Here is a 6,607-nt window from a genome sequence, read left to right on the forward strand (position 1 = left end):
ACGGCTCCGGACGCGCCGGCCGGCGTTGCCGTGCGTGCCCCGGACCGGGCCGCCGGGCCGGCGCCGGCCCGGACCGTCCCGCGGACGTCGGCCAGCACCGCCTCGCGGACCTCCGCCAGGACCGCCCCCGCCGCCGTGGTGCCCACCGCCCGCGAGACGCGCCGCGCGCAGCCGTCGCAGGACTCCAGGTGCTTCTCCAGCGACCACGCGTCCGACTCCGGCAGTGAGCCGTCGGCGTAACGGGTGACGAGGTGGTCGGACGCGTGCCAGCCGGTCATGCCGGACCTCCCATCGGGGACGGGCTCATCCGTGCCAGGACCGCCCGCAGTTCGGCGCGGGCCCGCGTCGCACGGGACTTGACGGTCCCCTCCGGGATGCCCAGCAGCCGCGCGGTCTCCCGGGTGCTCAGCCCGTCGACGACGGTGGCGCGCAGCACCTCCCGCAGCTCGGGCGAGATCCGGTCCAGGGCGGTCCCCACGTCCCCGTACTCCAGGCCCGCCAGCACCCGGTCCTCGGCGGAGGGCGACGCGGCCCCGGCCGGCGCGCCGCCGTCCCACGCCTCCTCCATCGGCGCGGTGCGCAGTCGCGCGGCCCGCTCCTGCGCCCGGTACGCGTCGACCAGCCGCCGCGCGGCGATGGTCCACAGCCAGCCGCCGGCCTGCTCGCCGCGGTGCGCGTCCGCCGACCGCCACACCGTGACGAACGTGTCCTGGAGCACCTCCCGCACGGTCTCGGGATCGGCGCAGCGCCGGCTCAGCCGCGCGTACAGCCACCCGGCGTGCCGGTCGTACAGCGCGGTCATGGCCGCCGGGTCCCCGTCCGCGACCGCTCGGAGCAGCGCCGCGTCGGAGTCCCCCTCGTCCTTCTCCCGATGGCCCCCCACGGGGCGGAACAGTCTCACACCCCGTCTATCGACGGCCGCGGGGACGCCGGTTCACGGCACCGGCGGGACCGGTCACCGGGCGACCGCGTACGCCTCCACCGACCACAGCGAGTAGCCGTACCGCGTGGCGCGCTTCTCGCCCCGGACGCGGACGTGGCGCACGCCGGGCTCGTCCATGCGGACGGTCTCCCGGCCGCCGCGGCCGTCCCGCACCGTCGCCGCCGTGCGCCAGGCGCGGCCGTCCGCCGACACCTCCACCCGGTACGCCGACGGGTGCGCCTCCTGCCAGTGCAGCGCGACCTTCCCCAGCCGCACCGGGCGCTCCAGCTCGACCTGCCACCAGGCGTCGTCGTCGACCGGTGACGACCAGCGGGTCCCCGGGTCGCCGTCGTTCGCCGCCGGGGCCGGGAAGTCGGGCGTCTCGTCGGCCGAGGAGCTCGCCCGCCCGGTGCGGGCCAGGTCGGGGCCGGCGGTGCGCGGGACGGCGTGCACCGTCAGCGTGCGGGTCACCCCGCCGAAGCCGAGCCGGACGTCGTACGACCCGGTCGGCGTGCCCGGGTCCACGGTCACCTCGACCGGCACCTCCACCGGCGTGCCGCGCGGGGCGGTCAGCGCGCCCTTCGGCACCCGGACCCCGACCCCCTCGGGGGCCGTCACGGTCAGCCTGCCGCGCACCTCGTCGGGGCGCAGCGAGCCGGCCGAGACCGTCAGCCGCCGGGTGCCGCCTATGTCGGTGTCCGCACGGTCGTCGGACAGCTCCAGGGAGGCGGCCGGCGCGTCCGCGTACCAGGGGACCAGGTGCCGCACCCGGGAGGCGTCGGCGCCGGTGACCCGGACGGAGTCCACCGGGTCGTCGCCGGGCTCCAGCTCGGTGGCGCCCGTCGCGGACAGCGCGCCCAGGCGGCGCCACCCCTCACCCGGCACCCGGACCTCCACGGCCCCTTCGGTGCCCGGCTCGGTGAGCACCGTCACGGCGTCCATCGCGCGGGCGCGCGGGAGGCGGAGCAGCGTGCGGTCGCCGCCGGACCGCGCGGACGGCTCGTGGCCGATGCCCGCCCAGCTCTCGTACGCCTGCCGCGCCCGGCTCAGGAACGGGTCGAGCACCCCCTCGCCGACCGTCACCCGGGACGGCTCCAGCCCCGCCCGCCACTCGCCCAGCCGCCGGTACGCCGCCCAGGCCGCGCCCGCGTCCCCGGCCCGCTGCGCGCGCAGCAGGTCCAGGGCCGCGATGCCCGCCCCGCCGTACCGGGCCAGCCGTTCGGACCAGGGGCCGACCTCGGCGGCGAGCCCGGTCCCGGACAGCCGCTCGGGCAGCTCGCCCAGGACGGTGAAGGCGGCGCGCAGCCGTTCGGCCTCCTGCGTCCCGCCGTCGCCGCCCGCGGTCGTCCGGGCCCGCCGGAACGCCTCGATCAGGGGACGCAGGTACGCCGACTCCTCGCCGCCCAGTACCGAGGACGCGGTGTTCCCGGCGAGTGCGGCCAGGGCCTCCCCGCGCCGGGCGTCACCGCCGGCGAGGTCGGCGATCGCGGCCCGCCAGGACTCCCGGGGGCGGTAGCCGCGCGGGTTCCAGGCGAAGTCGGCGGCGGTGAACAGCGGGATGCGGGACGCCTCGGGCTGCTCCATCGCGTTGGCGAGCAGCGCGGCCGAGCCCGCGGCGACGGCCGGTTCGCGGCCCCGGTAGGGGCCGAGGAAGATCCGGCCGGGGGCGTAGTCGTTCACCGGGTAGTTGTCCATGGTCACCAGCGGGTGCCCGAACACCTCCCGCGCCTCCGCCAGCTGACCGCCCGTGATGGTGCGCGGCACCACCCCGACGCCGGTCCACGCCACCTCGACGCCCGCGTCCAGTTCCTCCGCGAGGGCCCGCCGGTACGCCGTGGGGCCCTCCTCGTAGAACTCGGTGGGCATCAGGGACAGGGCGGCGGAGCCGGGGTGACGCTCCGCCAGGTGCCGGGCCACCGCGTTCGTCACGTGCGCCTGGGCGCGGGCGGCGGCGCCGGGTCCCGTCCCGAACCGGTCGGCGTCCGCCCCGCAGTGCCACTCGCTGTAGCTGACGTCCTGGAACTGCAGCTGGAAGGCGCGGAATCCCAGCGCCCACATCGCGTCCAGCTTGCGGGTCAGCGCCCGCAGGTCGTCGTCCGAGGCGAAGCACATCGCCTGCCCCGGCGCCACCGCCCAGCCGAGCGTGACGTGGTTGCGCCGCGCCCGCTCCGCCAGTTCCCGGAAGTCCGCCCGCTGCCCGGCCGGGTACGGCTCGCGCCAGCGGGCCTGCCGGTAGGGGTCCTCGCCGGGCGCGTAGAGGTACCGGTTCTGCTTGGTGCGGCCCATGAAGTCCAGCTGGGCCAGCCGCTGCCCGTGCGTCCACGGGGTGCCGTAGAAGCCCTCGGTGACGCCGCGCACGGCGGTGCCGGGCCAGTCGCGCACGACGGCCGCGGTGAAGGCGGCGCCGTCCGGGCGCAGCAGCCGGCGCAGCGTCTGCACGGCGTGGAACTGGCCGTCGCCGTCCGCGCCGGTCAGGGAGACGGCCCCCGTGCCGACGGTCAGCGCGTAGCCGCCGGCGGGAAGGGCGCGCCGGGGGTCGCCCGGGGCGCGTTCCGTTTCCAGGCGTACCACGAGCGCTCCCTCGGGCACCGGTGCGCCGGGGGCGGTGAACCGGCGTGCGCCCGCCTCCCGCAGCAGCGCGCGGAGCGCGTCGAGGGCGTACGCGTCGGCCGTCGCGTCCGTGGCCAGGGCGACCGCCTCGGTCACCGCGACCGGGGCGCCGTTCACGCGCAGGGAGTGCGGTCGCGGCCACACGGACGGCTCCGCCGTGCGCGCCGTGCCGGCGGCCGGGGACGTGGTGGCGCCCGGCGCGGGCGGTGCGGCCACGGCGGCGGACGCGACGCCCGGGGCTCCGGCGCCCAGGGCCCCGGTGAGGACGGCGAGGGCGAGGACGGCACTCCCGGCGTTCGCCGTCCTGCGACGCCGCAGCTGCACGGGGCCTCCTGGGTGCTCGACGGGCCACCCGGCCCGGCGGCCGGTGCGGCCGTGTCCATTCCGTTACCGGGGAACCCCGAGCCCACCACCTCCGCGGCGAACGTGTCAATGAGAGTGGCCGTTGTGGCGTGTTTGTCCCCTTGGGGGAGGGGAAGGTGGAGGCAGGATGTGAGCAGGATCACGCTGGAGGGCTTTGTGCGTCTGCCGCCGCGCCCGCTGGGTAGGGCTGCGGGATAACCCGCACGACCCGCACGCCCCGCGTGATCCGCGCCGTGCCCGACGAGGAGGCCATCTGTGGCTGCACCCGCCTACGTTCCTTCCCCCGTCCCGTCCAAACCCGCGGCGGAGCCCTCCGCGGACTTCGAGGAGCCGCACTTCTGCGTCTTCGGCGCGGAAGGCGCCCGCGCCGAGGTCCCGCTGACCAGCGAACCCCCGCTGCCCGACGCCGAACCCCTCACCAGTGAACCGCCGCTCGCCGACACCGCCCCCCTGACCAGCGAGTCCGACGCCTTCCCCGACCCCTCGGACTCCTCCGGACTCGACTCCTTCCCGGCGCAGTACCTCCCGGAGCCCTAGGGTGGGCGCGCCACGGCCGGCCGGAGCCCCCTCCGCGGAACTCTCCCGGCTCGCCGCCCTGCACGGCGTCGCCACCTCCCACCGCCCCTCCCCGGACCGCACGGTCACGGCCCCGGCCGCCGCCGTCGCCCTCGCGCTGGCCGCCCTCGGCGTGGACGCGGCCACCCCGCAGGCCGTCCGCGCCGCCCTCGCCGCCCGCGAACGCGAACTCGGCGAGCGGCTGCTGCCCCCCACCGTGGTCGGCTGGGGCACCCGCACCCCCGCCGCCCTGACCGCCCTCCCCGGGGGCACCCGGCTGCAGGTGGTCACCGAACGGGGCGAGACCCGCGCGACCGCCGAGGACCTCCCGCCCGGCGTGCACGAGGTGACCGCCACCGCCCCCGACGGCCGCGCCGCCCGCGCCCACCTGATCGTCGCCCCGCCCGGGCTGCCCGCCCCGCCCGGACGCTCGTACGGGCTGCTGGTCCAGCTCTACTCCCTGCTCTCCCGCCGCTCCTGGGGCATGGGCGACCTCGCCGACCTCGGCGAACTCGCCGGCTGGGCCGGGCGCGCCCTCGGCGCCGGATTCGTCCAGGTCAACCCGCTGCACGCGGCCGTCCCCGGCTCGCCGACCGACCCCTCCCCCTACCGTCCCTCCTCCCGCCGCTTCCCCGACCCCGTCCACCTGCGGATCGAGGACGTCCCCGAGTTCGCGTACGTCGAGGACCGCGACCGCGTGCGCGCCCTGCTGGAGCGGGCGGCACGACTGCGCGAGGCGGTGCTGGAGGGGGACGCCCTGATCGACCGGGACGCCGTGTGGAGCGCCAAGCGGGAGGCGCTGGAACTGGTGCACGAGGTTCCCCTCGGGCCGGGACGCCGCGCCGCCTACGACGCCTTCCGCGCCGGGCAGGGCCGGGCCCTGGAGGACCACGCCACCTGGTGCGCGCTCGCCGAGGTCCACGGCGCCGACTGGCACCGGTGGCCCGCCGGGCTGCGCGATCCGCGGTCGCCCGGGACCGCCCGCGCCCGGCGCGAACTGGCGGACCGCGTCGACTTCCACTCCCGCCTCGTCTGGCTCACCGACGCCCAGCTCACCGCGGCCCAGCGGGCCGCCCGCGAGGCCGGGATGCCGGTCGGGATCGTCCACGACCTCGCCGTCGGCGTCCACCCCGGCGGCGCCGACGCCTGGGCGCAGCAGGAGTACTTCGCGGCCGGCATGTCCGTCGGCGCGCCCCCGGACGCCTTCAACGCCCGGGGCCAGGACTGGGGTCTGCCGCCCTGGCGCCCCGACCGGCTCGCCGACGCCGGGTACGCCCCCTTCCGCGCCCTGCTGCGGGGCCTGTTCCGGTACGCGGGCGCCCTGCGCATCGACCACGTCATGGGCCTGTTCCGGCTCTGGTGGGTCCCCGAGGGCCACCCGCCCACGGAGGGCACCTACGTCCGCTACGACGCCGAGGCGATGCTCGCCGTACTCGTCCTGGAGGCCGCGCGGGCCGGGGCGACGGTGATCGGCGAGGACCTGGGGACCGTCGAGCCCGGTGTGCGCGAGGCGCTGCGCGAACGGGGCGTGCACGGCACGTCGGTGCTGTGGTTCGAACGGGACTGGGACGGCGACCGGCGCCCGCTGCCGCCGGACGCCTGGCGCGCGGACTGCCTGGCGACCGCGACCACCCACGACCTGCCGCCGACGGCCGCCCGGCTCGGCGGTGAGCACGTGGAGCTCCGGGACGGCCTGGGGCTGCTCACGCGGCCCCTGGAGGAGGAGCGGGCGGAGGCCGCGGCCGACACGGCGGAGTGGCGGGAGCTGTTCGTGCGGCTGGGGCTGATGGCGGCGGACGCCTCCGAGGAGGCCGAGATCCAGGCCGTCCACCGGTACCTGATGCGCACGCCGGCGCGGATGGTCGGGGTCTGGCTGCCCGACGGCGTCGGCGACCGGCGCCCGCAGAACCTGCCCGGCACCTGGGACCAGTACCCGAACTGGCGGCTGCCGGTCGCGGACGCGCGGGGCAGGCCGGTGACGCTGGAGGACCTGGCGGCGTCGGCGAGACTCCGGGCCCTGATGGACGCGCTGAGGGAGTGACGCGTCGGCGCGGGGCGCCGCGTGACGCGCGGACCCGGCCCAGGCGGTGATCCTCTCGGTATGCGTCCTTCCCACGTGTTCCTCGCCGTCCTCGTCACCGCCGTGTGGGGGGTGAA

General features: G+C 77.8%; 5 protein-coding genes. 2 read left to right on the forward strand and 3 right to left on the reverse strand.

The features are described 5' to 3' along the window. The 3 genes from ABTY20_RS34545 to ABTY20_RS34555 all read right to left on the reverse strand — a co-directional run. Positions 1–278: zf-HC2 domain-containing protein (locus tag ABTY20_RS34545; protein ID WP_352001105.1), on the reverse strand; the 278-nt coding region annotated here is incomplete at its 3' end. Next, positions 275–883, reverse strand: a complete 609-nt coding sequence (locus ABTY20_RS34550) for an RNA polymerase sigma factor (protein WP_352001106.1) — start codon at positions 881–883, stop codon at positions 275–277. The genes ABTY20_RS34550 and ABTY20_RS34545, both read right to left, overlap by 4 nt. A gap of 72 nt (positions 884–955) precedes the next feature. Further along, positions 956–3,856, reverse strand: coding sequence for a glycoside hydrolase family 84 protein (locus tag ABTY20_RS34555; protein WP_352001107.1), 2,901 nt, complete (start codon positions 3,854–3,856; stop codon positions 956–958). Between the two features lie 294 nt (positions 3,857–4,150). Between ABTY20_RS34555 and ABTY20_RS34560 the strand changes: the two genes are divergently transcribed. Together ABTY20_RS34560 and malQ are read left to right on the forward strand one after the other, a co-directional pair. After that, positions 4,151–4,432 (forward strand): hypothetical protein, encoded by a 282-nt coding sequence (locus tag ABTY20_RS34560; RefSeq protein WP_352001108.1) that lies wholly within the window; start codon positions 4,151–4,153, stop codon positions 4,430–4,432. Position 4,433: 1 nt separating this feature from the next. Beyond that, positions 4,434–6,491 (forward strand): 4-alpha-glucanotransferase, encoded by a 2,058-nt coding sequence (malQ, locus tag ABTY20_RS34565; protein ID WP_352001109.1) that lies wholly within the window; start codon positions 4,434–4,436, stop codon positions 6,489–6,491. Positions 6,492–6,607: the final 116 nt, after the last annotated feature.

The sequence above is a fragment of the Streptomyces sp. NPDC126497 genome (assembly GCF_040302425.1).
Taxonomy (GTDB): domain Bacteria; phylum Actinomycetota; class Actinomycetes; order Streptomycetales; family Streptomycetaceae; genus Streptomyces.